At 71.9% G+C, this 24,169-nt stretch carries 20 protein-coding genes and 1 pseudogene; 10 read left to right on the forward strand and 11 right to left on the reverse strand.

The genetic code is table 11. The features are described from left to right. Nucleotides 1–92 precede the first annotated feature (92 nt). From ABVB68_RS23770 to ABVB68_RS23805, 8 genes and pseudogenes are all read right to left on the reverse strand, one after another. The gene (locus tag ABVB68_RS23770; protein WP_353603130.1) at nt 93–1,460 is read right to left on the reverse strand and encodes a nucleobase:cation symporter-2 family protein; all 1,368 of its coding nucleotides are present in this window, start codon (nt 1,458–1,460) and stop codon (nt 93–95) included. A 269-nt stretch (nt 1,461–1,729) separates the two neighbouring features. Continuing rightward, nucleotides 1,730–3,115, reverse strand: coding sequence for an 8-oxoguanine deaminase (locus ABVB68_RS23775; RefSeq protein ID WP_353603131.1), 1,386 nt, complete (start codon nt 3,113–3,115; stop codon nt 1,730–1,732). 67 nt (nt 3,116–3,182) lie between these two features. Further along, nucleotides 3,183–3,422 (reverse strand): annotated as a pseudogene (locus ABVB68_RS23780) (purine permease); the annotation flags it as partial. An 89-nt stretch (nt 3,423–3,511) separates the two neighbouring features. Then, complete coding sequence (pucL, locus tag ABVB68_RS23785) at nt 3,512–4,459, reverse strand: factor-independent urate hydroxylase (RefSeq protein WP_353603132.1); 948 nt, start codon at nt 4,457–4,459, stop codon at nt 3,512–3,514. 4 nt (nt 4,460–4,463) lie between these two features. Further along, nucleotides 4,464–4,868: a hydroxyisourate hydrolase gene (gene uraH, locus ABVB68_RS23790; protein ID WP_353603133.1), complete on the reverse strand. Its 405-nt coding sequence runs from the start codon at nt 4,866–4,868 to the stop codon at nt 4,464–4,466. A gap of 4 nt (nt 4,869–4,872) precedes the next feature. Beyond that, the gene (gene uraD / locus ABVB68_RS23795) at nt 4,873–5,385 is read right to left on the reverse strand and encodes a 2-oxo-4-hydroxy-4-carboxy-5-ureidoimidazoline decarboxylase (RefSeq protein WP_353603134.1); all 513 of its coding nucleotides are present in this window, start codon (nt 5,383–5,385) and stop codon (nt 4,873–4,875) included. Nucleotides 5,386–5,513: 128 nt separating this feature from the next. Then, nucleotides 5,514–5,876 (reverse strand): helix-turn-helix domain-containing protein, encoded by a 363-nt coding sequence (locus ABVB68_RS23800; RefSeq protein ID WP_353603135.1) that lies wholly within the window; start codon nt 5,874–5,876, stop codon nt 5,514–5,516. After that, a complete protein-coding gene (locus ABVB68_RS23805) occupies nt 5,873–6,136 on the reverse strand; it encodes a YkoF family thiamine-binding protein (protein ID WP_353603136.1) in 264 nt (87 codons plus the stop codon). Before ABVB68_RS23805 ends, ABVB68_RS23800 begins: the two co-directional genes overlap by 4 nt. Nucleotides 6,137–6,296: 160 nt before the next feature. Here ABVB68_RS23805 and ABVB68_RS23810 point away from each other — a divergent pair, with 160 nt between their 5' ends. From ABVB68_RS23810 to ABVB68_RS23830, 5 genes are all read left to right on the forward strand, one after another. Next, complete coding sequence (locus tag ABVB68_RS23810; RefSeq protein WP_353603137.1) at nt 6,297–7,127, forward strand: TIM barrel protein; 831 nt, start codon at nt 6,297–6,299, stop codon at nt 7,125–7,127. A gap of 41 nt (nt 7,128–7,168) precedes the next feature. Then, entirely contained in the window at nt 7,169–8,062 is an 894-nt protein-coding gene (locus ABVB68_RS23815) for a 2-hydroxy-3-oxopropionate reductase (protein WP_353603138.1), read from the forward strand. Nucleotides 8,063–8,279: 217 nt separating this feature from the next. After that, nucleotides 8,280–9,743, forward strand: coding sequence for a catalase (locus ABVB68_RS23820; protein WP_353603139.1), 1,464 nt, complete (start codon nt 8,280–8,282; stop codon nt 9,741–9,743). Nucleotides 9,744–10,147: 404 nt separating this feature from the next. Next, the gene (locus tag ABVB68_RS23825; protein ID WP_353603140.1) at nt 10,148–10,381 is read left to right on the forward strand and encodes a hypothetical protein; all 234 of its coding nucleotides are present in this window, start codon (nt 10,148–10,150) and stop codon (nt 10,379–10,381) included. A gap of 100 nt (nt 10,382–10,481) precedes the next feature. Further along, a complete protein-coding gene (locus tag ABVB68_RS23830) occupies nt 10,482–11,105 on the forward strand; it encodes a TIGR04222 domain-containing membrane protein (protein ID WP_353603173.1) in 624 nt (207 codons plus the stop codon). Between the two features lie 167 nt (nt 11,106–11,272). Here the strand turns inward: ABVB68_RS23830 and gcl are convergent, their stop codons facing one another. After that, the gene (gcl, locus tag ABVB68_RS23835) at nt 11,273–13,060 is read right to left on the reverse strand and encodes a glyoxylate carboligase (RefSeq protein WP_353603141.1); all 1,788 of its coding nucleotides are present in this window, start codon (nt 13,058–13,060) and stop codon (nt 11,273–11,275) included. A gap of 264 nt (nt 13,061–13,324) precedes the next feature. Between gcl and ABVB68_RS23840 the strand changes: the two genes are divergently transcribed. After that, on the forward strand, nt 13,325–14,215 hold the full coding sequence (locus tag ABVB68_RS23840; RefSeq protein ID WP_353603142.1) for a hypothetical protein: 891 nt from the start codon (nt 13,325–13,327) through the stop codon (nt 14,213–14,215). 116 nt (nt 14,216–14,331) lie between these two features. On the opposite strand, the gene ABVB68_RS23845 is transcribed toward ABVB68_RS23840, so the two are convergent. After that, the gene (locus tag ABVB68_RS23845; RefSeq protein WP_353603143.1) at nt 14,332–15,978 is read right to left on the reverse strand and encodes an AMP-binding protein; all 1,647 of its coding nucleotides are present in this window, start codon (nt 15,976–15,978) and stop codon (nt 14,332–14,334) included. Next, a complete protein-coding gene (locus ABVB68_RS23850; protein ID WP_353603144.1) occupies nt 15,975–17,648 on the reverse strand; it encodes an AMP-binding protein in 1,674 nt (557 codons plus the stop codon). Before ABVB68_RS23850 ends, ABVB68_RS23845 begins: the two co-directional genes overlap by 4 nt. 195 nt (nt 17,649–17,843) lie before the next feature. Here ABVB68_RS23850 and ABVB68_RS23855 point away from each other — a divergent pair, with 195 nt between their 5' ends. The 4 genes from ABVB68_RS23855 (at nt 17,844) to ABVB68_RS23870 (ending at nt 24,137) form a co-directional block, all read left to right on the forward strand. After that, nucleotides 17,844–18,674, forward strand: coding sequence for a helix-turn-helix transcriptional regulator (locus tag ABVB68_RS23855; RefSeq protein ID WP_353603145.1), 831 nt, complete (start codon nt 17,844–17,846; stop codon nt 18,672–18,674). Between the two features lie 162 nt (nt 18,675–18,836). Continuing rightward, nucleotides 18,837–21,695 (forward strand): ATP-binding protein, encoded by a 2,859-nt coding sequence (locus ABVB68_RS23860; RefSeq protein WP_353603146.1) that lies wholly within the window; start codon nt 18,837–18,839, stop codon nt 21,693–21,695. Between the two features lie 206 nt (nt 21,696–21,901). Then, a complete protein-coding gene (locus tag ABVB68_RS23865) occupies nt 21,902–22,693 on the forward strand; it encodes a S1 family peptidase (protein WP_353603147.1) in 792 nt (263 codons plus the stop codon). 298 nt (nt 22,694–22,991) lie between these two features. Beyond that, nucleotides 22,992–24,137, forward strand: coding sequence for a magnesium and cobalt transport protein CorA (locus ABVB68_RS23870; protein ID WP_353603148.1), 1,146 nt, complete (start codon nt 22,992–22,994; stop codon nt 24,135–24,137). The last annotated feature ends 32 nt before the right edge of the window (nt 24,138–24,169 follow it).

The following is a 24,169-nucleotide window of genomic DNA, read 5'->3' on the forward strand; positions in this document are numbered from 1 at the left end:
CGGGGGTGCGCGAGCACGGAGGTCACGGCTCCGCGCGCACGGCCGGTTCGGCGGCGCCGGGGTGCGCGAGCGCGTACCCCGGCCCGGGTCGTTCAGTGTGCGGCGGCGATCTCCGTGCCCGCCTCCATCGGATGGGTGACGTCCTGGGCCTCCTGCCCCTTGCCCAGGTGGTTGAAGAGCAGGTTGAGCACCACGGCCGTCAGGCAGCCCGTGGAGATGCCCGAGTCCAGGACGATCTTCGCGGTCTCGGGGAACGCGTGGTAGAAGCGCGGCGCGGTGATCGGGATGATCCCGACGGCGAGGGACACGGCCACGATCAGCACGTTGTTGTCCCTGTCGAGTCCGGCCCGGACGAGGGTCTGGATGCCGCTGGCGGCGACCGAGCCGAACAGGACGACGCCCGCGCCGCCGAGGACCGGGCGGGGTACGACCGCGATCAGTGAGGCGGCCATCGGGCACAGGCCCATCAGGACCAGGAAGCCGCCACCGGTCGCGACGACGTAGCGGCTGCGGATCCGGGTCATCGCGACCAGGCCGATGTTCTGGGCGAAGGCGCTGCACATGAAGCCGTTGAACAGCGGGCTGAGCGCCGAGCCGAGGGTGTCGGCGCGCAGGCCGGCCGCGATGGTCCTCTCGTCGGCGGGGCGCTCGACGATCTCGCCCAGTGCCAGCATGTCGGCGGTCGACTCGGTCATCGAGACCACCATCACCACGCACAGGGACAGGATGGCGGCGAGCTGAAATTGCGGGGCGCCGAAGTGGAACGGGGTGGGGAAGCCGACCACGTTCGCGTCGGCCACGGGCCCGAAGTCCGTGACCCCGAACGGTATCGCGACGAGCGTGCCGATGATCAGGCCGAGCAGGACGGCGATCTGCTTGACGAAGCCCCGCGTGAAGCGGCGCAGCAGCAGCACGATGAGCAGGGTGATGCCGGCGAGGGACAGGTAGGTCGTCGAACCGTAGTCGTGCGCCGCCGGATCGGGCCCCTGGGCCCAGCCGAAGGCGACCGGCAGCAGGGAGACGCCGATCAGGGTGATGACGCTGCCGGTGACCACCGGCGGGAAGAAGCGGATCGCCTTGCTGAAGAACGGCGCCGCGAGGAAGCCCAGGAGGCCGGCGACGACGACCGCGCCGAAGATGATCGGCAGGGCGTCGGACTTGTCGTGGGTGGAGGCGACCACCGCGGTCATGGGGGCGACACCGGCGAAGGTGACGCCGTTGACGAAGGGCAGCCGGGCACCGATCTTCCAGATGCCCAGCGTCTGCAGGAAGGTGGCGAGGCCCGCGGTGAACAGGCAGGCACCGGTGAGGAAGGTCAGGTCGGTCGCGGAGAGGCCCACGGCCGCACCGACGATCAGGGGTGGGGCGACGACACCGGCGTACATGGCGGCCACGTGCTGCAGGCCGCTGGTCGCCATTTTGAGTGGGGGCAGTTTCTCGTCAACAGGATGGGCGGCCACGGCGGCTCCTCCGGGCGGTTAACACGTCGTCGACGACGTGGGTGTCAGGGAGGTGGTGCGTGTGATCGTGCGGGACCGTGACGGAGACGTGCGTGAGCGGTGGGGTGGTGCGGGAGGCACCGTTCCGGGGCGCGCGCGTGCGCACGCCCCGGAGACGGCTTGCCGTGGATCCCGCTCGGATCCACGGCTCCGGCCGTGAGCCGTCCCTCTCGGCCGGAGTCCGCCGGCGCTCGGGTCTGTGTGCCGAGCACCGGAGTTCGGGGGGCGGATCAGCCCTGGGCGGCGATCCGGGCGAGGCGCTGGGCCTCCTCGCGGGTGGAGCGGGCGACGGCGTCCTCGTCGACGGTGAGCAGGCGGCCGTTCTCGACGATCTGCCGGCCGTTGACGAAGGAGGCGGTGACCGGGGCCGCGGCGCCGAAGACGAGCGCGGTCACCGGGTCGGCGATGGAGGCGTGGGCGAGCGTGTCCATCTTCCACAGCACGACGTCGGCCAGCTTGCCCGGCTCCAGCGAGCCGATCTGCTGGGCCCGGCCGAGGACCTGGGCGCCGCCGTGGGTGCCGAGCCGCAGCGCCTGGCGGGCGTTGAGCGCGGCCTCGCGGTGTGCGCCGAGCCGGTTGATCAGCAGGGCGTTGCGCAGTTCGGTGTGGAGTTCGCCGGACTCGTTGGAGGCGGTGCCGTCGACGCCGAGGCCGACCGGGACGCCCGCGGCGAGCATGTCGGGGACGCGGGCGATGCCGGCCGCGAGGCGGGCGTTGGAGGAGGGGCAGTGCGCCACACCGGTCCTGGTGCGGGCGAAGGCGGCGATGTCGGAGTCGTTCATGTGGACGCAGTGCGCCATCCACACGTCCTCACCGAGCCAGCCCGTGGACTCGAAGTAGTCGGTCGGGCCCATGCCGAACAGCTCGTGGCAGAACTTCTCCTCCTCCACGGTCTCCGAACCGTGGGTGTGCAGCCGTACGCCCAGCCGGCGGGCCAGGTCGGCGCCCTCGCGCATGAGTTCGGTGGAGACGGAGAACGGCGAGCAGGGGGCGACCGCCACCTGGGTCATCGCGTCGAAGGAGGTGTCATGGTGCTTCTTGACGGTCTCCTCGGTCGCGGCGAGGGCACCCTCCAGCGTCTCGACGGCGAAGTCCGGCGGCAGGCCGCCGTCCTTCTCGCTGCGGTCCATGGAGCCGCGGGCCAGAGTGAAGCGGACGCCCATCTCGGCGGCGGCCCTGATGATCGAGCCGGACAGGTCGCCGGAGCCCTGCGGGAAGACGTAGTGGTGGTCCATGGCGGTGGTGACACCGCCGCGGGCCATCGTGGCGAGGGAGCCCTGGGCAGCCGCGTACGTCATCCGCTCGTCGATGCGCGCCCAGGTGGGGTAGAGGGCGACGAGCCAGTCGAACAGGTTGTGGTCGGTGGCCAGGCCGCGGGTGATCCACTGGTAGAAGTGGTGGTGGGTGTTGACCAGACCGGGCGTGGCCAGGTGGCCGGTCGCGTCGATCCGGCGGACCACGTTCTCGAGCCCCTCGGGGGCCTTGCCCGCGCCGACCGACTCGATCCGGTTGCCGGCGAGGACCAGGTGCCCGGAGGCGTACTCCGTGTCGCCCGCGTCGACGGTCGCGATCGCGCAGTTCTCGATGACGACGCGCTGGACTGCCGATGCTGCCATGGTGCTTCCTTGTCTTCAGTGGCGGCCCGGGGACGGGGGTCGTCCACGGGGAGGGCACGGCAGGACCCTAGGGGGATTTGAGTGCCGGAGCGGGCTGAGCAGGGCCGTTCCGGGTGCCGAGGTGGTGGAGGAACAGATTGGGCAGGACTGCGGCGAGCGCGCCTGCGCCGATACCGGAGCCGAGCACGGTCTGCGCCCAGGCCGGGAAGCCGGCGGAGAAGGTCGGTGCCGCCGGCGGGACGATGCCGGCGCCGAGCGCCACGGCCACCGGGACGATGTGGGAGCTGTCGTCCAGCCCCGGCTGTGACGGGCCCCTTCGCAGGCTGTGCCATTTCGTTCCCTCCGGTGTGGCGGGCCCCCGGCCCGGGTGGCGGGGCCGGGGGCCCGCATCCCGCGTCAGAGGTTGGTCATGTCGACCGGGATCAGGGCCTCGCAGCCGTCCCGCAGGACGGTGGCCTCGATGAGGCCGTAGGGACGGTCGGCGGCGTAGTAGACCTCGTTGTCGTTCTTCAGCCCGAACGGCTCCAGGTCCACCAGGAAGTGGTGCTTGTTCGGCAGCGAGAAGCGGACCTCGTCGATCTCGCCGCGGTTGTTGATGATGCGCGCGCCCATCTGGTACAGCGTCTGCTGCAGCGAGAGGGAGTAGGTCTCGGCGAAGGCCTGGAGCATGTGCTTCCTGACCTGCTCGTAGGACTTCTCCCAGTGGGGCATCCTCTGCTCGTCGTCGGTCCAGTTGAACCGCCAGCGGCCGGAGACCTGGGTGGCCAGGATGCGGTCGTACGACTCCGGCAGGGTGGTGTACTTGTCCTTGACGTAGCCCCAGAACTCGGAGTTGGTCGAGTTCATCACCACGAGGTCCTTCAGGCCCGAGACGACCTCCCACTTCGCACCGTCGTAGGTGATCTGGGTGACCCGGGTCTCCTGGCCCTTGCGCACGAAGGAGTGCTTGACCTCGTCGGCGCCGATGAACTGGGAGTTGGCGTCGGAGGTCGCGATCCGCTCCCAGGCGTACTCCTCGATGCGGATCCGGGCCTGGCGGATCGGCTCCTGCGAGGTGACGAAGTGGCGGGCGAGGTGGATGCCGAACTGCTCGGCGGACTCGATGCCGTACTCCTTGGCGAACGCGTACACCGTGTTCTTGGTGGTGTCGGTCGGCAGGACGTTGGCGTTGGAGCCGGAGTAGTGGACCTCTTCCATGTCGCCGCTCAGCGCCACGGACACGTTGAGGTCCTTGATGTGGTGGGTGGCGCCGTCCCGCGTGATCTTGACGACTCGGTTCTCGGCCTTGCCGTACTGGTTCTGTCCCAGGACGACCGGGCGGGCAGGGCGGGGATTGACGGTCATTTAGCTAGCTCCCTCGGTAAACGGAGTAGCCGAACGGGTTGAGCAGCAGCGGCACGTGGTAGTGCTCCCCCGGTACGACGGCGAACGTGATCGCCACCTCGGGGAAGAACACGCCAGGTCCGCTGTCCCGATTCGCGGGGGCGTCCTGCTGCGCATCGGCTTGCTTCTTCGCGGAGTTCTCGAAGTACGGCTCGACGGCGAAGTCCAGCCGTACGTGGGTGGTCCCCTCCGGCAGGGCCGGCAGGTCCTTGCACCGGCCGTCGGCGTCGGTCGCGGAGCCGCCGAGTGCCTGCCAGCCGGTGTCCCGCCCGGCGCGGGCGGAGAGCTGGACGGTGACGCCCTCGGCGGGGCGGCCGACGGAGGTGTCCAGGATGTGCGTGGACACGGAGGCGGTGGTGCTGGTGCTCATGGTGTCAGGCGTCCTCTTCGACGAGTCGGGCCAGTCGGATGCGGTTGATCTTGCCCAGCTCGGTGCGGACGATCTCCCGCTCCTGCCCGGGCGCGTTGCCGATCCGCTCCCTGACCGCGTCGCGCATCTGCTCGGCGGTCCTCCCGGTGGCGCAGATGAGGAACACGTGGCCGAACCTCTCCTGGTAGGCGAGGTTGAGGTCGAGCATCTCGGCCCTGAGTTCCCCGGAGGCGCCGGCCATGCCGCGCTGTTCGCGGGCGGAGGTCGGGTCGCCGGGCTTGGGACGCCCGATCGGCGGGTGCCCGGCCATCGCCTCTTCGAGGTCCGCGGTGGTCAGCTCGGCCATGGCGGCGTCGCTGGCGGTGCAGAGGTCCTCCACGGTGGCGTACGGGCGGGCGGCGAGCAGTCGCCGGGCCCACTCGGTGGAGGCGCACGCCTCGCGGAGGGCCGCCAGGGCCGCGTGCTCCTCCAGGTCGTTGAACCGGGCCAGGCCCGGGGGCGTGGAAGTCGAAGTCACGGGAGCCTCCGTGGCCGGAAACGGCCGTCGTGCTGAACGGGCTGCCGATAGCTAACGCCCTCGGAAACACCACGTCAACACTTTGTTGAAAAATCCGCGTAACAAGCCGCGGAGTCACCAGCGGCCGCTCAGAGGCCCTTCTCCCGGTTGAGGTAGTTGTAGACGGTGAAGCGGCTGACGCCCAGCGCGCCCGCCACGGTCTCCACCCCGTGCCGTACGGCGAAGGCTCCCCGCGCCTCCAGTATGCGCACGACCTCCTGCTTGGCCTTGCGGTCCAGGTCGGCCAGCGGCCGGCCCTTCCTGCGCTCCATGGCGGCCAGGATGTGATCGAGGGAGTCGGCCAGCTGGGGCAGGCGTACGGCGACGACGTCGACGCCCTCCCAGGCGAGGACGACGTCCTCGACGCCGGCCTCGTCGGGCGGCAGCAGCTCCCCGCCGATGGCGTCGACCAGCGGCTTCACGGCCGCGATGAAGGGCTCGTCCACGCTCACCTGTCACCCTCCGCGATCCCGTCCTCGATCACGCTGACCTGGAGCGAGATCCGGTTGGCACCGGCCTCCAGGGACCTGCGCAGCAGCGCGCCGACGGCCGAGAGCACGCCGTCCGCGCTCCCCTCGGCGGTGTTGCCGAACGGGCCGACGTCCACGGCGTCCAGCTCGGCCGTCTCGACGACCTCGCGCGCCACCAGGGCGTGCGCGGGCGCCTCGTCCAGGTCGAAGGGCTCGGTCGTGAACTCCACTCTCAATCGCACGCGCTCAACCTAACGCGAGGCACGGGTTTTCGGGCAGGCCGGCGGGGAACGGCCGCCGGCCCCCCTTGACAAGCGTCGACACACGACGGCAATCTTCCATTACGCAGAAACGAACTTCCGCAATACGGAATTCAGACCAACGGAAGGGAGCGCGGCCCGAATGGGATTCGCAGACCAGCGCTTCAACGTCAACCTGTCGATCCTCTTCACGGAACTCCCGCTCCTGGAGCGCCCCGCGGCCGCCGCCGCGGCGGGCTTCCCGGCGGTCGAGCTGTGGTGGCCCTGGGTCGACTCCCCCACTCCCGAGCAGTTGGAACTGGACGCCCTGAGGAAGGCGATCGAGGACGCGGGCGTCCAGCTCACGGGGCTGAACTTCTACGCCGGCCGGCTGCCGGGCCCGGACCGCGGCGCCCTGTCGGTCCCCGGCGAGGAGTCCGAGAGGTTCCGCGCCAACATCGACGTGGCGGCGGACTTCGCGGCCTCCCTCGGCTGCAAGGCGCTGAACGCGCTGTACGGCAACCGCGTCGACGGCGTGGACCCCGCGGAGCAGGACGCGCTCGCCCTGGAGAACCTGGCACTCGCGGCCCGCGCGGCCGACCGGATCGGGGCGATCGTGCTGGTCGAGGCGCTGAACGGGCCCGAGTCCCCGAAGTGCCCGATCGTGAGCGCGCCCAAGGCCGTCGAGATCGTGGACAAGGTCAACGCGGCGACCGGACTCGGGAACGCGAAGTTCCTGATGGACCTGTACCACCTGTCGATGAACGGCGAGGACCTGCCCGCGGTCATCGAGCAGTACGCGGCGAAGTCCGGGCACGTGCAGATCGCCGACAACCCCGGCCGCGGCGCCCCGGGGACGGGTTCGCTCCCGCTGGAGGGGCTGCTCGACCAGCTGAGGAAGGCCGGCTACGACGGCTGGGTCGGCCTGGAGTACAAGCCGGGCGACCGCCCGAGCGCCGAGGCCTTCGAGTGGCTCCCGCGCGCCGCGCGCTGAACCCCCGACTTTCGCAGAGCAGTCAGAGAGGCACCCCCATCATGAGCAACGCCCTTCCCAAGATCGCCTGGATCGGCCTCGGCATCATGGGCTCCCCCATGTCCGAGAACCTGATCAAGGCGGGCCACGACGTCACCGGCTTCACGCTGGAGCAGGACAAGCTGGACCGCCTGGCCGCCGCCGGCGGCACCGCGGCCGGCTCGATCGCCGAGGCGGTCCGCGACGCCGACGTGGTGATCACCATGGTGCCCGCCTCCCCGCAGGTCGAGGCCATCGCCTACGGCCCGGACGGCATCCTGGAGAACGCCAGGCCGGGCACCCTGCTGATCGACATGTCCTCGATCACCCCGCAGACCTCCGTCGACCTGGCCGCCGCCGCCAAGGACAAGGGCATCCGGGTGCTGGACGCCCCGGTCTCCGGTGGTGAGGCCGGCGCCGTCGAGGCCGTGCTGTCGATCATGGTCGGCGGCGAGCAGGCCGACTTCGACCAGGCCAAGCCGATCTTCGACGCCCTCGGCAGGACCATCGTGCTGTGCGGCCCGCACGGCTCCGGTCAGACCGTGAAGGCCGCCAACCAGCTGATCGTCGCCGTGAACATCCAGGCGTGCGCCGAGGCCGTGGTCTTCCTGGAGAAGTCCGGCGTGGACCTGGGGGCCGCGCTCGACGTACTCAACGGCGGTCTCGCCGGCTCCACCGTGCTGACGCGCAAGAAGGACAACTTCCTCAACCGCGACTTCAAGCCGGGCTTCCGCATCGACCTGCACCACAAGGACATGGGCATCGTCACCGACGCCGCCCGCTCCGTCGGCGCCGCGCTGCCGGTGGGTGCCGTGGTGGCCCAGCTGGTCGCCTCCCTGCGCGCCCAGGGTGACGGCGGCCTGGACCACTCGGCCCTGCTGCGGGCCGTGGAGCGCCTGTCCGGCGCCCAGGTCTGACGCTCCCTCGCAGACTTCCGGGCCGCGGCGCCGCTGACACCTGTCCTGTCGCGCCCAGGCGGCGCCGCGGCCCGGAATCACATTCAACAAACTGTTGACGCCTCGTTCACCCCTACCTAGGCTCACGCCAGCGGAAGCTCCACGAAGCGGAAGTCTGTTTCCGAAGGTCACGAAGATTCCGCAGATTCCCGCTGCCCCCTCGCACGGAAGGTCCACGATGTCGAAGCGCGTGCTCACGACAGAGTCCGGCGCACCGGTCGCCGACAACCAGAACTCCGCCTCCGCCGGCGTCGGCGGCCCGCTCCTGATCCAGGACCAGCACCTCCTGGAGAAGCTCGCGCGCTTCAACCGCGAGCGGATCCCGGAGCGTGTCGTGCACGCCCGCGGCTCCGGCGCGTACGGCCACTTCGAGGTGACGGACGACGTCACCGGCTACACCCACGCCGCCTTCCTCGGCGAGATCGGCAGGCGCACCGAGGTCTTCGTGCGCTTCTCGACGGTCGCCGACTCCCTCGGCGGCGCGGACGCGGTCCGTGACCCGCGCGGTTTCGCGGTGAAGTTCTACACCGAGGAGGGCAACTACGACCTCGTCGGCAACAACACCCCGGTGTTCTTCATCAAGGATCCGATCAAGTTCCCCGACTTCATCCACTCGCAGAAGCGCGACCCGTTCACCGGCAGGCAGGAGCCGGACAACGTCTGGGACTTCTGGGCCCACGCCCCCGAGGCCACGCACCAGGTGACGTGGCTGATGGGCGACCGCGGCATCCCGGCGTCGTACCGCCACATGAACGGCTACGGCTCGCACACCTACCAGTGGACGAACGCCGCCGGCGAGGCCTTCTTCGTCAAGTACCACTTCAAGACGAACCAGGGTGTCCGCTCCCTGAGCAGCGAGCAGGCCGCTCAGATCGCGGGCAAGGACGCCAACTCCCACCAGACGGACCTGCTACAGGCCATCGAGCGGGGTGTGCACCCGTCCTGGACCCTCTACGTCCAGATCATGCCGGCGGCCGAGGCGGCCGACTACCGCTTCAACCCGTTCGACCTGACGAAGGTGTGGCCGCACAGGGACTACCCGCTGCAGCGGGTGGGCCGCCTGGTGCTGGACCGCAACCCGGACAACGTCTTCGCCGAGGTCGAGCAGGCCGCGTTCTCGCCGAACAACTTCGTGCCCGGCATCGGCCCGTCCCCGGACAAGATGCTCCAGGGCCGGCTGTTCGCCTACGCGGACGCCCACCGCTACCGGCTCGGCGTCAACCACACGCTGCTCGCCGTGAACGCCCCGAAGGCGGTCCCGGGCGGTGCCCGGAACTACGGCCGCGACGGCCTCATGGCGTCCAACGCCCAGGGCCGCCACGCCAAGAACTACGAGCCGAACTCCTACGACGGCCCGGTGGAGACCGGCCGCCCGCTGGCGGCCCCCCTGGCGGTCGCCGGCCACACCGGCAACCACGAGGCTCCGCTGCACACCAAGGACGACCACTTCTTCCAGGCGGGCGAGCTGTACCGCCTGATGACGCGGGAGGAGAAGTCCCGGCTGGTCGCGAACATCGCCGGCGGCCTCTCGCAGGTCTCCCGCGACGACGTGATCGAGAAGAACCTGGCCCACTTCCACGCCGCCGACCCGGACTACGGCAAGCGCGTGGAGGAGGCGGTCCGCGCCCTGCGCGAGGACTGAGACCGACGAAACCACAAGCAGCGTGCGGGGTCTGACGGGAGGTCATGACGTCCGCACGCGGCCCGCACGGCACGCCGGACGACCCGGATGAGGGGTGGTCGTAGGGCGACTGTGCGGGCAGGGCGAGGACCGCGGCGGCATGCGAGCCAGTGCGGTGGTGAAGGAACGGCGTGCCCTTCTCGACCTGAGGGAAGGATGCCCGGCTCCGTCGCATCCGCCGCGGTCCCACCCAGTCCCCCGTACGGGGGCCACCCGCCCCGTCCGGCGGCGCGAACGACCTGTCGCGCCCAGCCTCGCGCCGTCGGACGGCCATCACGGTACCGAAGCGCCCCCTGCTCCAGGGGGCGCTTCGCGCGTTGCGGGCCCGGCGTGCGCGTGCGCCGCTTCCGCAGCACGCTGAAGCCATGGGCAATCCGACGCAGTACCCGCACATCGTGGTCCACTCCCCCGCCCTGGACGGCTCCCGCCGGGTCACCGAGGGTGACGTGACCCTGGGGATCGCCTCACACCTGGACGACGTCGTGGAGATCCTCCGGATGGCCGATCTGGACCGGATCGAGGTGGAGGTGAGCGACCTCATCGAGTGGCAGGGCGGCGGCCCGGACGACTGGCCGGGGCTGTCCGAGCACGAGGTGTAGCGACGGCGCGTACGGCAGCGGCCGTAGCCGTTCCGCGCAATCCTCAGATCAACCTCTGAACATCGCTGTACAGGCTTCAACCACCCCCGCGCCGGGGCAGATTACCGGCACACGGGGCCCGTCGGCACGGGGGCGGCGGGCCCCGTACGGGGGGTGTCTCATGCGGGGCAGGACGACGATCCCGGACGACCCGTACGCGATCGCGCTGCTGCGCGGCGGCGCCAGGGCCGCGGTGACGGTGGCGGTGCTGGGGCTGCACCTGCGGGGCGCGGTGGAGGCGGGCCGGCCCGGGACGATGAGGACGTGCGGACCCGCCGCCGGGGCACCCCTGCCTCCGCTGGCCAGGGCCGTACACGCCGCGCTCTACCGGGCCGCCGGGTTGCGGCAGTTGCCGGAGCGGCGGGGGGTGCGCGAGGCGCTCGGCGAGCTGCGCGCCGAGCTGGCCACGGCGGGACTGCTGCGGAAGGTCCTGCCGGGGCCCACCGTGCGGGCCCGCCGGGCTCTGCGAGACCTGCGCGGCGGCCATCCGCTGCCCGGCCACCGCTCGGGCCTGTCCGTGGACGACAAGCTGCTCCTGGTGGCCCTGCACGGCGACAGGGCGCTGACCGCCCTGGCCCCGCGCTTCACCCGCGAGGCGGGCCTCACCGGCCAGGGCGGCAGCACGGATCGCGAACCGCCCGGGTCGTGGGGCGGCGGAGGCGGCTTCGGCTGCGGGGCGGTGTGAGGGGGAGGAAGGGGCGGCATCGGCTCGGGGCGGCGCGAGGGGGACGAAGGCTCGGGGCGGTGTGAGGGGCAGTACGAACGGCGACTCCGGCCGCGGCACGATGTGAGCGGACAGCAGGAAGGGCGGCCCGTCCGCGAGGACGGGCCGCCCCGGGGCGTGCGGAGGTGTCAGACCTTCAGCGGCTTGATCGACGTCGGCGCGTGGCCCGGCTCGGTGGCCAGGTCCTCGAACTCGGAGATGTCGCTGATGTCCATGGTGCGGCTCATCGAGATGTTGGTGATCCGCTCCAGGATCGCCTCGACGACGACCGGCACCCGGTACTCGGCGGCCAGCTTCTTGGCCTGTTCGAAGGCCGCCCCCAGTTGGTCCGGCTCGGTGACCCGGATCGCCTTGCAGCCCAGGCCCTCGGCGACCTTGACGTGGTCCACGCCGTAGACGCCGAGCTCGGGCGCGTTGATGTTCTCGAACTCCAGGTTGACCTGGAAGTCGATGTCCAGGCCGATCTGCGCCTGGCGGATCAGGCCCAGGTAGGCGTTGTTCACCAGGACGTGGACGTAGGGGATCCGGTGCTGGGCGGCCACCGCCAGCTCCTCGATCAGGAACTGGAAGTCGTAGTCACCGGAGAGCGCGACGACCGGGGAGTCCGGGTCGGCCTTGGCGACGCCGATCGCGGCCGGGATCGTCCAGCCGAGCGGGCCGGCCTGACCGCAGTTGATCCAGTGGCGCGGCTTGTAGACGTGCAGCATCTGCGCGCCGGCGATCTGGGAGAGGCCGATGGTGGTGACGTACCGGGTGTCCGGGCCGAAGGCCTTGTTCATCTCCTCGTACACGCGCTGCGGCTTCATCGGCACGTTGTCGAAGTGCGTGCGGCGCAGCAGGGCGGCCTTGCGCTCCTGGGTGCCGGCGACCCACTCGGTGCGGTCGGGCAGTGCGCCCCGCGCCTTCAGCTCCCTGGCGACCTCGACGAACAGCTCCAGCGCGGCCTTGGCGTCGGAGACGACACCGTAGTCCGGCGGGAAGATCTTGCCGATCTGGGTGGGCTCGATGTCGACGTGGACGAACGTGCGGCCGCCGCGGTAGACGTCGAGTTTGTAGCCGGTGTGGCGGTTGGCCCAGCGGTTGCCGATGCCGAGGACGCAGTCCGACTCCAGGAAGTTGGCGTTGCCGTAGCGGTGCGAGGTCTGCACCCCGACCATGCCCGCGTTCAGCTCGTGGTCGTCGGGCAGCGCGCCCCAGCCCATCAGCGTCGGGATGACCGGGGTCTGGGTCAGCTCGGCGAACTCGGTCAGCAGGTCGGAGGCGTCGGCGCCGATGATGCCGCCGCCCGCGACGATGACGGGGCGCTCGGCGGCGAGCAGGAAGGAGATCGCCTTCTCGATCTGGGCCCGACTCGCGGCCGGCTTGTAGACCGGCAGCGGCTGGTACGTCTCGGGGTCGAACTCGATCTCGGTGAGCTGGACGTCGATCGGCAGGTCGATCAGGACCGGTCCGGGACGGCCGGAGCGCATCAGGTGGAAGGCCTGCTGGAAGACACCGGGGACCTGCGCGGCCTCCAGGACGGTGACCGCCATCTTGGTGACCGGCTTGGCGATCGAGGCGATGTCGACGGCCTGGAAGTCCTCCTTGTGGATCACGTTCGTGGGCGCCTGGCCCGTGATGCACAGGATCGGGACGGAGTCGCCGATGGCCGAGTACAGGCCGGTGATCATGTCGGTGCCGGCCGGGCCCGAAGTGCCGATGCACACGCCGATGTTGCCCGGCTTGGTGCGGGTGTAGCCCTCGGCCATGTGCGAGGCGCCCTCGACGTGGCGGGCGAGGGTGTGGTTGATGCCGCCACCCTGCTGGAGGGCCTTGTAGAACGGGTTGATCGCCGCGCCCGGCACACCGAAGGCGTCGGTGACGCCCTCGAGCTTGAGGATCTCAACTGCCGCGCGGGCAGCGGTCATACGGGCCATCGAGTACTCCTGCTTCGGCTGTCGGATGCGTACTCCCGTCGCGCCCCGCGGTGAGCACAGTCTCCACATGGTCATAATTCCGCATTACGGAATTTAACTTCTACTATCTGGAAGCAAGGTACGGGGGGCGGGTGAACGTCGTCAAGGGAGACGAGAGATGCCAAGCGCCGGACAAGCGGGGTGCGGCAGGAGGACGATGGGAACCGCCGTCCCGGGACCACCTTTCAGGGAGGGCTGTCCCGACGCGACGCCGTGGAGTGAGCCATGCCCGAGAGCGTGCCGGTGCGCTGTCCGGCCTGCCGGCGCGAGCACGTCTACACCGCGCCGGTCTACCCGTGCGTGTGCGGCGCGCCCGTCGCCCCGCGGCCGGATCCGGCCGCGGAGCCGCTCGTGGCGGCGCACCGCGCCTGGGACGACGAGTGGCTCACCCTGCCGTGCGCCGCCTGCGGGCGCCGCGGCCAGTGGCCGCACCCGGAACTGGGCTGCCCGTGCGGCACGGTCCTGCGCATCCAGGTGATCGCGGCGACCGGCGGGCCCGCCCAGGCCCCCGGGGCGGCGGACGCGAACGCACGACCACCGGCCGGGACGCCGGTTCAGGCGGGGACACCGGAACCGCCACAGGCGCCGGCGGGTGCCGAGGCCGAGGCGCAGGCGGCAGTGCCGGGGGTGCCCGACCGGCGGGCGGACGCGGAGGCCGAAGCCGAGGCGCAGGCGGTTGTGCCGGGGGTGCCCGACCGGCGGGCGGCCTTCGCCCCGCACCCCATCCGTACCGCCCGCGACGCGGTGACCGCCGCCGCGCTCTATCTGCGCCGGCTCGGCTACCAGGACATCCGCCGGGCCGACCAGCGGCCGCCGAGCGGCGTCGGGCTCGCCGCCCGCGGGCTGCTCGCGCAGGTGGACCCGACCGTGCGCCCCGCCTCGCCGCGTGACGTGGAGTGTCTGTGGCTGACGGCGATGACCGAGTCGGCGGACTGCGTGTACTTCTCGCTCGCCGGTTACTCGGACGACGCCCGCGCCGGCGCGGCCGCGCTGGGGGTGGCGCTGTTCGTCCTGGACCTCACGGGCGTCCCGCGGCCGGTGAACGACGCGGCCGGCACGCTCGACGCCGAGGGCGCGCCGCACCCGCGGACCCGGACCCGGGACGGGCGGACCTGAGCACCCCGCGCAGCCGCCTCACCGACGGACCCCGGGGCCGAGTGCGCCGCCGACAGCGCGCTCGTGCGCCCGGGGCCCGCCGTCGAGCAGTGAGCGGATGCTCGATCCCGGTCGTCTCACACCTGGTATTTCTCGCGCAGCTCCACCTTGCGCACCTTTCCGGACACCGTCATCGGGAAGGAGTCGAGGATCTGGAGTCTGGTGGGGATCTTGAAGTGCGCGAGCCGGCCCTCGCAGAAGGCGCGCAGTTCCTCCAGGGTGAGCGGGTCGGCCGCCTCGGACGGGATGACGCAGGCCAGGACCTCCTCGCCGTACCTCGCGTGCGGCACCCCGACGACCTGGACGTCCCGGATCCCGGGGTGGGCGTAGAGGAACTCCTCGATCTCGCGCGGGTAGATGTTCTCGCCGCCGCGGATGATCATGTCCTTGATGCGGCCGACGATCTCGACGTACCCGTCCTCGCGCATCACGGCGAGGTCCCCGGTGTGCATCCAGCGGCCCGCGTCGACGGCCTCGGCGGTCTTCTCCGGCTCGTCCCAGTAGCCGAGCATCACGCTGTAGCCGCGGGTGCACAACTCGCCCGCCGTGCCGCGGGGCAGGGTCACACCGTCGACCGGGTCGACGACCTTGACCTCCAGGTGCGGCAGGACGCGGCCGACGGTGGCGGTGCGGTGCTCCAGGTCGTCGTCGATGCGGGTCTGCAGGGACACCGGTGACGTCTCCGTCATGCCGTAGCAGATGGAGACCTCCGCCATGTGCATCTCCGCGACCACCCGCTTCATCACCTCCACCGGGCAGGGTGAGCCCGCCATGATGCCGGTGCGCAGGGTGGACAGGTCGTAGGAGGCGAAGTCGGGGAGGTTCAGCTCGGCGATGAACATCGTCGGGACGCCGTACAGGGACGTGCAGCGCTCCCGCTGCACGGCCTCCAGGGTGGCCTTCGGTTCGAAGGCGGGTGCCGGGATGACCATGCAGGCGCCGTGCGAGGTGGCGGCGAGATTGCCCATCACCATGCCGAAGCAGTGGTAGAAGGGCACCGGGATGCAGATCCGGTCCTGCTCGGTGTAGGCGACCGACTCCCCCACGAAGTAGCCGTTGTTCAGGATGTTGTGGTGGGAGAGGGTGGCGCCCTTGGGGAAGCCGGTGGTGCCGGAGGTGTACTGGATGTTGATGGGGTCGTCGCAGGACAGCCGGCTCGTGCGGGCGGCGAACTCCTCGGCCAGGTCGGGCGTGCCGCGCCGGAGCAGCTCCTGCCAGCTGGGGTCGCCGATGTACACCACCTGCCGCAACCGCGGGCAGCCGCCGCGTACTTCCTCCACCATCGCCCGGTAGTCGCTGCCGCGGTGGCTGAGGGAGGCGAACAGCAGGGAGACGCCGGCCTGGTTCAGGACGTACTCGACCTCGTGGGTGCGGTAGGCCGGGTTGATGTTGACCATGACGGCACCGACCCGTGCGGTGGCGTACTGCACGAGCACCCACTCGGCGCAGTTGACCGCCCAGATGCCCACCCGGTCGCCCTTGTCGACGCCGCTCGCGAGCAGCGCGTACGCCAACCGGTCGACGTCGGCGACGAATTCGGCGTAGGTCCAGCGCCGTCCGGAGGGAACGTCGACCAAGGCCTCACGGTCCGGCCAGGCGGCGACGGCCCGGTCGAGGCTGGCCCCGATGGTGTCACCCAGCAGTGCGGTGGTTCCCGTCCCGTGCGCGTACGACGGCTGTGCGGTGGTTCCCGTCCCGTGCGTGTACGACGGCTGCGTGGTCACCGGAAGTCCTCCTCGCGGTACTCGTCGTCGGAGCCCTGGGCCGTGGCCTCGCGCAGCTCGATCCGGCGGATCTTGCCGGAGACCGTCTTGGGCAGCGCGCCGAACTCCAGGCGGCGGATGCGCTTGTAGGGGGCGAGCACCTCGCGGGAGTGCTCGAAGAGGGCCTTGGCGGTGCCGGGTCCGGGATCGAAGCCCTCGGCGAGCACGACGTACGCCTTGGGCACGGCGAGCCGCAGCTCGTCCGGGGCGGGCACGACGGCGGCCTCGGCGACCGCCGGGTGCTCCAGCAGCGCGCTCTCCAGCTCGAACGGGCTGATCTTGTAGTCGGAGGCCTTGAAGACGTCGTCGGCACGGCCGATGTAGGTCAGGTAGCCGTCCTCGTCGCGGGAGGCGATGTCACCGGTGCGGTAGTAACCGCCGGCCATGGCCTCGGCCGTGCGGTCGGGGTCGCCGTGGTAGCCGGTCATCAGGCCGACGGGGCGCTCGGAGAGGTCGAGGCAGATCTCTCCCTCGGCGGCGCCGGGCGCGCCGGAGACCGGGTCGAGGAGTTCGACGCGGTAGCCGGGGCTGGGGCGGCCCATGGAGCCGGTCTTCAGCACCTGGCCGGGGCTGTTGGAGACCTGGACCGCCGTCTCGGTCTGCCCGAAGCCGTCCCGGACGGTCATGCCCCAGGCCTGCCGCACCCGTTCGATGACCTCGGGGTTGAGCGGCTCGCCCGCGGCCACGACCTCGCGGGGCGGGGTGGCGAGCCGGCCGAGGTCGGCCTGGATGAGCATGCGCCACACGGTCGGCGGGGCGCAGAAGGTGGTGACCTGGGCCCGGTCCATCTCGGCCATCAGCCGCTCCGGGTCGAAGCGCGTGTAGTTGTGGATGAAGACGGTCGCCTCTGCGTTCCACGGCGCGAACAGGTTGGACCAGGCGTGCTTGGCCCAGCCGGGCGAGGAGATGTTCAGGTGCACGTCGCCGGGCCGGAGGCCGATCCAGTACATGGTGGCCAGGTGCCCGACGGGGTAGGAGACGTGGGTGTGCTCGACCAGCTTGGGGTGGGCGGTCGTGCCCGAGGTGAAGTAGAGCATCAGCGGGTCGTCGGCGAGGGTGGGTCCGTCGGGGAGGAACTCGGCGGGAGCCGCGTACGCGTCCTCGTACGGCTCCCAGCCCTCCTCGGGCAGGCCGCCGACGGAGATCCTGGTGTAGGTGCCGGGTACCTCGGCGAACTTGGCGGTGTCGCCGGCCCGCACGATCACGTGCTTCACGCGGCCCCGCTCGACGCGGTCGCTCAGGTCGGCGGGGCCGAGCAGCGGCGTGGCCGGGATGACGACCGCGCGCAGCTTCATCGCGGCCAGCGCGGTCTCCCACAGCTCGGCCTGGTTGCCGAGCATGACGAGGATGCGGTCCTCGGCGGCGACGCCCCGCTCGCGCAGCCAGTGGGCGATCCGGTTGGAGCGCTCGGCCAGTTCGGCGAAGGACAGCCGGGTCTCGGTGCCGTCCTCCTCCACGATGTGCAGGGCGGTGCGGTCGTTGCCGGCGGCGATCACGTCGAACCAGTCCAGGGCCCAGTTGAACTGCTCGGGCCGCGGCCAGCGGAAGCCCGCGTAGGCGGTGGGGTAGTCCTCCCGGTGTTCCAGCAGGAAGTCCCGGGCGCTCCGGAAGACCTCGGTCGCCGTCGTCATCTGCGTCCTCCATGCTTTCGTGGTCGTTCACCTCCGGGCACTCTCCGCCGGTGTCGGGTGCTCCCTCCGGTTCACTCCCGTGTATCCGGACCATTGCCGGGCGGCTCTCTGGCATCGTCTAATCCGTGATGCAGGTCTCACTACCCCCGAACGGGGGTGCAGTGCACAGGTGAGCCGTGCCGAAGGAGCGATGAGGTGGCAGCAGAGGCCGTCGCGGCGGCGGAGATTCGCGGTGGGCTGGTCCGGCTGCGTCGTGCCACGGGACTTCCGGTGGCGTTCGGCGGGCTGGTCGAGTCCGGCCGGCCGCGGATCCGGATCAGCGAGCTGAGCGGCACGGCCACGGCCGCCCTGCGCTCGCTCGCGGTGACCTCGGGCAACGGGCTCGGCGGCAAGGCGGTGGCGCTCGCCCGGCCGTGCGCGGTGACGGACTACTCCAGTTCCCGGCAGATCAGCCACGAGTACGACGTCCCGGTGGCCGCCGAGGGCATCCGCTCGGTGCTGGCGGTGCCGGTCGTCGTACGGCGGCGGGTGCGCGGGGTGCTGTACGGCGCGCTGCGCTCGGCCCAGCCGCTCGGCGACCGCGCGCTGGGCTCGGCGATGGCGGTGGCACGGGATGTGGAGCAGGCGCTGGTGGTCCGGGACGAGGCCCGGGAGTTGCTGGCGGCGGCCCGGCCCGAACCGGTGGACGCGCGGCCCGGTTCCGCGTGGGAGCAGGTGCGCGAGGCGCACGCGGCGCTGCGGGCCCTGGCGCCGCGGATCACCGAACCCGGGCTGCGGGCCGAACTGCTGGCCGCCTGCGGGCTCCTGACCGCGCCTCGGCCGGGCACGGGCGCGAGCCTGGCGCCGCGCGAACTGGACGTGCTCTCCTGGGTGGCGGAGGGTGCCACCAACGCGGCCGTGGCCGAGCGGCTGGGGCTGCGCCCGGAGACGGTCAAGGGCTATCTGCGCTCGGCGATGCGGAAACTGGGCGCGCACACCCGAGGGGAGGCGGTGACGGCGGCCCGCAGGGCGGGGCTGCTGCCGTAGGACGGCCGGGCAGGCTCCGGCGTCGAAACCTGCCCATTCATGCCACGATGCGTTGAATTTCCCTATGCTTGACCGTTTGTTATTTCCCTCACCACGGCTTGCGTCCGGATTTCAAGGATCGTTGCCTAGTATTTGGCCCGAACACGACACACGAGGGGAGCGGTGACCGTGCGACGGGACTTCCAGGAGTCTGCCAGGTGCCGCCCCGACCTGGTCATCGGCCGCGAGGAGTTGTTCACGGCCGCCCGCGACCAACTCGCCTCGGGGGGCAGCGTGCTGCTCCACGGCCCCGCCGGAATTGGGAAATCCACCGTCCTGCGGGCATTGGCCGAGGAATACGCGGCCACCGCGCGCACCGTCCTGCGCTGCTCGGCGACGGAGTCCGAATCCCACCTCCCGTTCCTCGCGCTCGCCGACCTGCTCGGTCTCGTCCTCGACGACGTCGCCCCCCGGCTGCCCGCCGCCCAGCGCACCGCCCTGGAGTCGGCGCTCACCGGGCGCGGCGAGTCCAGCCTCCAGCGCGACGGTCTCGCGCTGCGCCTCGCGGTGCTCTCCGCGCTGCGCGCCCTCGCCGCCCGGGGCCCCGTCCTGCTCGTCGCGGACGACCTGCAGTGGCTGGACCCGGCCAGCGCCGAACTGCTCGGCTTCGCCGCCCGGCGCCTCGGGGGCACCCCCGTGCAACTGCTGTGCGCGGTGCGCACGGAGGGCCAGGAGAGCCAGGAGTACGACCGTCACCTGCGGGCCTGCCCGCCGGACACGCACGCCGTCCGGCTCGGCCCGCTCACCCGCACCCAGGTCGCCCATCTCCTCGACCACCGCGGGCACGGCGACCTGCCCCGCTCCACGGTCCGCGAGATCCACCGCACCAGCGGCGGCAACCCGCTCTTCGCGCTGGAACTCGGCCGCGCCCTCGCCGAAAGCCCCACCCCGCCCCGGCCGGGCGAGCCGCTGCCCGTGCCCACCTCGCTGCGCGCCCTGGTGCTCAGCCGCCTGGACATGCTGTCCGTCGAGGCCCGTCGCACCCTGCTGGTGGCCAGCGCCGGCGCCCGCCCCACCCCGGCCCTGCTGCACGCGGCCGGCCGGGAGCACGCCGAGGCCGAGTGCGCCCAGGCGGCCGAACTCGGGCTGCTGGCCACCGAGCCCGACGCGCCGGCCGTACGGTTCGCGCACCCGCTGATCTCCGCCGCGCTGTACGCGGAGGCCCCCGCCCACGAGCGGCGGGCCGCACACGCGGCGCTGTCCACCGCCGCCTCCGACCCGATCGAGCGGGCCCGGCATCTGGCGCTGGCCACCACCGGCACCGATCCGGAGGTCGCCGCCCGGCTCGCCGAGGCCGCGTCCCTGGCCCGGGACCGCGGGGCGCCCTCGGTCGCCGCCCATCTGGGGCTGCTCGCCGCCCGGCACACCCCCTGCTGCGGCGTGCCGAGCCAGGAGGAGCGCCGGCTGCAGGCCGCCGAGGACGCGATCACGGCCGGCGAGGTCGACCTGGCCCGGGACATCGCCCGGGAGGTGCTGACCCGGGCGAGCGTGCCCGCGGACCGGGTGCGGGCCTGGATGATCGTCATCGACACCGCGGGCCACACCATGGCGGAGGTCGACGCCGTCTTCCCGCAGGCCCTCGCCGACGCCGGCGACGACCCCCGGCTGCTGGCCCTCGTCCACTACCAGCTGGCCTGGCGGGCGCTGATCGTGGAGGGCGACTTCACCGAGGCGCGGCAGGCCGCCGCGCACGCGGCCGAGCTGGCCGCGCGCGGCAAGGACCGGCGCACCGAACTGCTCGCCCTCGCCTTCCAGGCGCAGACGGAGACCCTGATGGGCCATCCGGAGGCACCCCGCACCATCAAGCGCGCGCTGCGCGAGCCCCAGGACCCCAGGGTGGCCTGTCATCACAACGGGGCGGGCAGCGCCCGGTTCCGCTGGCTGGTCATGGGCGACCAGCTGGCCGAGGCCCGGGCCACGGTCACCGCGCTGCTGCGCGAGGTGCGCCGGCGCGGCTCGGTGGAGAGCGAGGTGCACTTCCTGCGCGGGCTCGCCGAAACCGAACTGCGCGCCGGGCACTGCGGCCGCGCTCTGGAGCTGGCCCGCGAGAGCCTGCGGCTCGCCCGGGACTCGGGGATCGGCGAGACCGCCTCGGCGATGCTCACCTCGCTCGCGGAGGCGTCCGGCGGAGACGTGGACCGGGCACTGGCCCTCGCCCGGGAGGCCGTGGAGCACGCCGAGCAGGACGGCGACCAGATGTACCTCTCCCGGGCCCTGGGCGCGCTCGGACACGCCCAGTTGGTGGCCGGGGACCCGGCGGGCACCGTCCGCTCGCTGCGCCGGGTGCGCAGCCTGGAGCTGGACCTCGGCATCACCGACCCGGCCCGGGGCCGCTGGCAGGGGGATCTCGCCGAGGCGCTGGTCCGGATCGGTGAACCGGCCGAGGCGCAGGACGTCATCGACGTGAGCCGGGAGCACGCACTCCGGCTCGGGCGGGAGAGCGTCCTCGCCGTCCTCGACCGCGCCGAGGCCCTGGTGCGCGCCGCCCGGGGCGACGTGGAGGCGGCGATAGCCCAGCTGACGTCCGCTCAGGACCGGCTCGGCAAACTCGGCTACGGTCTGGAGGAGGCGCGGGCCGCCTTCGCGCTGTCCCGGCTGCCGGCTCTGCGCCCGGGGCGGGCGCCGGGCCCGGGCGGCGCGGAGGCGGCCCGGGTGGGCGCGGCCGCCGACGAGGCCGCCCGGATGTTCCGCCGCTGCCGGGCGCTGCCCTGGCTCCGCCAGCTGGACGAAGCCCGTGCCACCCGGGAGCCGGAACCCGCGAGGGCCGTGCCGGGTGCCCTGGACGCGCTGGACATCCTGGCCGCGATGGAGCGTCAGGTCGCCGCGCTCGTGATGGAGGGCGCCACCAACAGGGAGATCGCCGCCCGGCTGTTCATCAGCGTGAAGACGGTGGAGGCGACCCTGACCCGGGTCTACCGCAAGCTGGGGATCCGATCGCGCGTGGACATCGTCCGATTGGCGGCAGGTCGGCGCGCGAACTGAGCACCGCCCTTGTTAACTGAACCGGACCGAGGGTTTTCCCTCACCCAACCCCCTAGGGGGTTCCCTCATTGGGAGCCAAGGGTTCCGGGTCCTAGCGTAATGGGCGTGCCGCTCGCCCGGGCACATGGGGGTCGGTCCCGCGACCCCCATGCTCTACCCCCACACCCGCGCGAACCCCACCGGTGCAACCCCCACTGAGGAGACTCATGTTCGGGACCCCACGTGCCAGAAAGACCGCCGCGACCCTGGTGGCCACCGCCGCCGCCGCGGCGACCGCGCTGCTCGCCTCCCCCACGGCGAGCGCCGCCCCCCAGCCCATCGTCGGCGGGACGACCACCACGACGACCGCGTACCCCTTCGTGATGCAGATCACGGACGCGTCCCAGAACCAGTTCTGCGGCGGCACCCTGGTGGCGTCCAACAAGGTCGTCACGGCCGCGCACTGCATGGCCGGCGAGACCACGAGCAGCGTCCGCGTGGTCGGTGGCCGGACCTACCTGAACGGCACCAACGGCACGGTGAGCCGGGTCAGCAAGATCTGGGTCAACCCGGACTACACGGACGCCACCAACGGCGACGACGTGGCCGTGCTGACCCTGTCGACGTCGATGCCGTACACACCGGCCTCGTACGTCTCCTCCTCCCAGACGGGCGTGTACGCGGCCGGCACCACGGCCCGCATCCTCGGCTGGGGCACCACCTCGGAGAACGGCAGCTCCTCCAACCAGCTGCGGACCGCGACCGTGCCGATCGCGTCCGACTCCAGCTGCCGTTCCTCCTACGGTTCGGACTTCGTCCAGTCCGACATGGTGTGCGCCGGATACTCCTCCGGCGGCGTAGACACCTGCCAGGGCGACAGCGGCGGTCCCCTGCTCATCGGGGGCGTCCTGGCAGGGATCACTTCTTGGGGCGAGGGGTGCGCGGAGGCGGGCTACCCGGGTGTCTACACCCGGCTGACCACCTTCTCGAACCTGGTGACCGCGCAGGTCAACTCGTAACCGGAAGACCGCCCCCCGAGCCTCGCTCGGGCAGATGCCAGGGGGGCGTTGCGAGCCACCACGAGCGGCCCGCAACGCCTCCCTATCCACGTGCGCCCCAGTGGCACGCGGCGGCTGCGTGCCGGCGGTGGGTCCAGTCCGTCGTCGCCCGGTGGCTCCCGCCGCGGGGCCGACCTCCGCCCGGCCGACGCCCGCACGCGCGGCCGGGTCCGGCGTGGGGCCGGGTGCCGCCGATATCCTGCTCGTACGCCCGCCGCGGTCCGCACGCCCGCACACGGGCGCTACGGAGAGGCGGACGATGGCCGAGCGATCGGACGGCAGGAACGGCGGCCGCAGGCCGGTCTGGCGCCGTGCCGGCACCGCGCCCCAGCCGGCCGCCGGGGCGCCCCCGCAGGAGCCGAGCCGGGCGGAGCCCGCAGAGCCGGCGGGCATCCTCCGGGCGGCGCTGTACCGCGACGGCGTCCGCGTCTCCTCCCCCGGCACGCTCGCCGAGACCTACCGCGAGCTGCGTGAGCAGCCCCGGGGCATGGCCTGGATCGGCCTCGCCCGCCCCACCGGAGCGGAACTGCAGTCGCTGGCCGCCGAGTTCGGCCTGCACCCGCTCGCCGTCGAGGACGCGATGGAGGCGCACCAGCGGCCGAAGCTGGAGCGGTACGGTGACACGCTGTTCGTCGTCCTGCGTGCGGCCCGCTACCTGGACGCGCCGGAGGAGGTCGACTTCGCGGAGCTGCACGTGTTCGTCGGCCCCGACTTCGTCCTCACGGTCCGGCACGGCGCTGCGCCCGACCTGTCGGCGGTCCGACGCCGTATGGAGGACTCCCCCGAGCTGCTGGCACTCGGCCCGGAGGCGGTCCTGTACGCGATCCTCGACGCGGTGGTGGACGGTTACGCCCCGGTGGTCCAGGGGGTCCAGACCGACATCGACGAGATCGAGACCGAGGTGTTCCGCGGCGACCCCGAGGTCTCCCGCCGCATCTACGAGCTCTCCCGGGAGATGGTGGAGTTCCAGCGCGCGACGCGCCCGCTGGTCGGCATGCTGCACGGCCTGATGGCCGGTTTCGCCAAGTACGAGACCGACGAGGAGCTGCAGCGCTACCTGCGCGACGTGGCCGACCACGTCACCCACATCAGTGAACGCGTCGACGGTTTCCGCCAGGCCCTCACCGAGATCCTCACGGTCAACGCGACCCTCGTCACCCAGCAGCAGAACGCGGAGATGCGGGCGCTGGCGCAGGCGGGCTTCGAACAGAACGAGGAGGTCAAGAAGATCTCGTCGTGGGCGGCGATCCTGTTCGCCCCCACGTTGGTGGGGACGATCTACGGGATGAACTTCGACCACATGCCGGAGCTGCACTGGACGGGCGGGTACCCCTTCGCGATCGCCCTGATGGCGGTCGTGTGCAGCGGTCTGTACGTCGTCTTCAAGCGGCGGGACTGGCTCTGAGCGGCCGCCGGGGCGGGAGGCCGGCCCGCGGC

It is taken from the genome of Streptomyces sp. NPDC096012, from assembly GCF_040426375.1.
In the GTDB taxonomy this organism is placed as follows: domain Bacteria; phylum Actinomycetota; class Actinomycetes; order Streptomycetales; family Streptomycetaceae; genus Streptomyces.

Bases quoted from the DNA above. Each gene is read 5' to 3' on its own strand.
- ABVB68_RS23775 (WP_353603131.1), bottom strand. From the start codon at position 3,115: ATGGCAGCATCGGCAGTCCAGCGCGTCGTCATCGAGAACTGCGCGATC.
- pucL (WP_353603132.1), bottom strand. From the start codon at position 4,459: ATGACCGTCAATCCCCGCCCTGCCCGCCCGGTCGTCCTGGGACAGAAC.
- uraH (WP_353603133.1), bottom strand. From the start codon at position 4,868: ATGAGCACCAGCACCACCGCCTCCGTGTCCACGCACATCCTGGACACC.
- ABVB68_RS23810 (WP_353603137.1), top strand. From the start codon at position 6,297: ATGGGATTCGCAGACCAGCGCTTCAACGTCAACCTGTCGATCCTCTTC.
- ABVB68_RS23815 (WP_353603138.1), top strand. From the start codon at position 7,169: ATGAGCAACGCCCTTCCCAAGATCGCCTGGATCGGCCTCGGCATCATG.
- ABVB68_RS23820 (WP_353603139.1), top strand. From the start codon at position 8,280: ATGTCGAAGCGCGTGCTCACGACAGAGTCCGGCGCACCGGTCGCCGAC.
- ABVB68_RS23825 (WP_353603140.1), top strand. From the start codon at position 10,148: ATGGGCAATCCGACGCAGTACCCGCACATCGTGGTCCACTCCCCCGCC.
- gcl (WP_353603141.1), bottom strand. From the start codon at position 13,060: ATGGCCCGTATGACCGCTGCCCGCGCGGCAGTTGAGATCCTCAAGCTC.
- ABVB68_RS23840 (WP_353603142.1), top strand. From the start codon at position 13,325: ATGCCCGAGAGCGTGCCGGTGCGCTGTCCGGCCTGCCGGCGCGAGCAC.
- ABVB68_RS23850 (WP_353603144.1), bottom strand. From the start codon at position 17,648: ATGACGACGGCGACCGAGGTCTTCCGGAGCGCCCGGGACTTCCTGCTG.
- ABVB68_RS23865 (WP_353603147.1), top strand. From the start codon at position 21,902: ATGTTCGGGACCCCACGTGCCAGAAAGACCGCCGCGACCCTGGTGGCC.
- ABVB68_RS23870 (WP_353603148.1), top strand. From the start codon at position 22,992: ATGGCCGAGCGATCGGACGGCAGGAACGGCGGCCGCAGGCCGGTCTGG.